The following is a 1,702-nucleotide window of genomic DNA, read 5'->3' on the forward strand; positions in this document are numbered from 1 at the left end:
CTCAAGTATTGTCAATAGCATGCCGCGACCAGACCGTAGCCGAACCGCGCTGATCGACACCGCGACCACCCTGTTTCGCCGGCAGGGCTACGCCGCGACTGGGCTGAACCAGATCCTCGACGGCGCAGGCGTCAAACCCGGTTCGCTGTATCACCACTTTCCGCAAGGCAAGCAGCAGCTGGCCGCCGCAGTCGTCGACAGCAGCGGGGCTGCCATCGAGCAACTGTTGCGCAGATTCCTGGCCAGCGGACGGCCGGCTGCGGACATCGTCGATCGATGGATTGATCTACTGATCGACGGGCTGACCGCCGACCGGCGCGACGGCTGTCCCATCGAGCCGATCGCCACCGAATCGGTGAACGCCAGTCCATTGGTGCGCGCGGCCTCGGCGCGCGCCTTTACCGGCTGGTGCCGGGCGATCGAAGAGCGGCTGCGCACCGACGGCTGGTCGGCAGCAGAAGCGGAAAGCGTCGCCGTTGCGGTGATCTCATTGATCGAGGGAGCACTGATCTTGTCCCGCATCGCCGGCGAGGCGGGTGCACTGGTCGCCGCCAAACCAGCAGCACGCCGCCTACTTCAGCGCTAGACATCCAAACCCACGTCGAGCACCTGCACCGAGTGGGTAAGGGCGCCGACAGCAAGGTAATCCACACCCGTGCCGGCGTAGTCCGCGGCAGTTTCCAGCGAAAGCCCGCCGGATGACTCCAGTTTGGTGGCCGGCGCCCGGGCGTCGCGGCGCTGCACCGCGATCTGGGTCTGCCAGACCGGAAAGTTGTCTAGCAGCACCAACTCGGCTTTTTCGTCCAACACCTCGTCGAGTTGCTCGAGCGAGTCGACTTCGACCTCGCACGGCAGATCGGGTGCGGCCGCCCGCACGGCGCGTAGCGCCGCGACCACAGATCCCGCCGCCGCGACGTGGTTGTCCTTGATCAGCGCCGCGTCGCCCAAGCCGAGCCGGTGGTTGACGCCGCCGCCGACTCGGACCGCGTACTTCTGCAAAGCCCGCAGGCCCGGCAGCGTCTTGCGGGTGTCGCGGATCTGCGCCTTGGTGCCATCGACGGCGGCGACCCACGCGGCCGTCGCGGTGGCGATGCCGGATAGGTGGCAGACCAGGTTGAGCAGGGTTCGCTCGGCGGTCAACAGGCCAAGCATCTGGGCCTGCACCGTCAATGCCGACGCCCCTGGCTGTAGCCGCGCGCCGTCCTCGACGCGATCGAGCACACGGTAGCCGTCAGCGCCAAGAACCTCGTCGAGCACCAGCAGTGCGACGTCCACTCCGGCGATCACCCCGGGCTCGCGGGTGATCAGCGACGCGGTCGTGGTGGCGCCGTCGGGCACCGTTGCCAACGTCGTGATGTCCGGCCCGTAGCGCAAGTCCTCATCGAGCGCGCGGCTGATCGTCGCGCGAGCCTCGGCGAGCTCACCATCCGAGAGGGACATCAGCACACCGCTGCCAGGGCATCCACCTGCGCGCTGTCGTCATCACCCAACCTGACGACGATGCTGCAGGCCTGGGCGAGCGAAGCGTCGGGGTATTCGGCACGGTGGTGACAACCGCGGCTCTCGTTGCGGGCCAACGCAGCCGAAGCGATTGCGCGGGCGGTTACCGTCAACGCCGCGTCTTCGAGGTCGGCCCCGGCGCGGATGGCTCGAATCGGCGCCGTCGACAACGTGCCGGTCAGCCGGCGCAAGCCATCGGCAT

2 protein-coding genes and 1 pseudogene are annotated in these 1,702 nt (G+C 67.9%); 1 reads left to right on the forward strand and 2 read right to left on the reverse strand.

What is annotated here, in order from left to right; translation table 11 throughout:
* Positions 1-19 precede the first annotated feature (19 nt).
* Positions 20-586: a TetR/AcrR family transcriptional regulator gene (locus WB785_RS17425; protein ID WP_424080560.1), complete on the forward strand. Its 567-nt coding sequence runs from the start codon at positions 20-22 to the stop codon at positions 584-586.
* Here WB785_RS17425 and nadC read toward each other — a convergent pair.
* Together nadC and WB785_RS17435 are read right to left on the reverse strand one after the other, a co-directional pair.
* Complete coding sequence (nadC, locus tag WB785_RS17430; protein ID WP_424080561.1) at positions 583-1,440, reverse strand: carboxylating nicotinate-nucleotide diphosphorylase; 858 nt, start codon at positions 1,438-1,440, stop codon at positions 583-585. The two genes, WB785_RS17425 and nadC, sit on opposite strands and share 4 nt — an antisense overlap.
* Positions 1,440-1,702: pseudogene (locus WB785_RS17435) on the reverse strand (L-aspartate oxidase); the annotation flags it as partial. The pseudogene WB785_RS17435 and the gene nadC, both read right to left, overlap by 1 nt.

It is taken from the genome of Mycobacterium sp. (assembly GCF_049585075.1).
Classification (GTDB): domain Bacteria; phylum Actinomycetota; class Actinomycetes; order Mycobacteriales; family Mycobacteriaceae; genus Mycobacterium.

Excerpts from the sequence above, each read along its gene's own strand:
- WB785_RS17425 (WP_424080560.1), top strand. The coding sequence starts at position 20 with ATGCCGCGACCAGACCGTAGCCGAACCGCGCTGATCGACACCGCGACC.
- nadC (WP_424080561.1), bottom strand. The coding sequence starts at position 1,440 with ATGTCCCTCTCGGATGGTGAGCTCGCCGAGGCTCGCGCGACGATCAGC.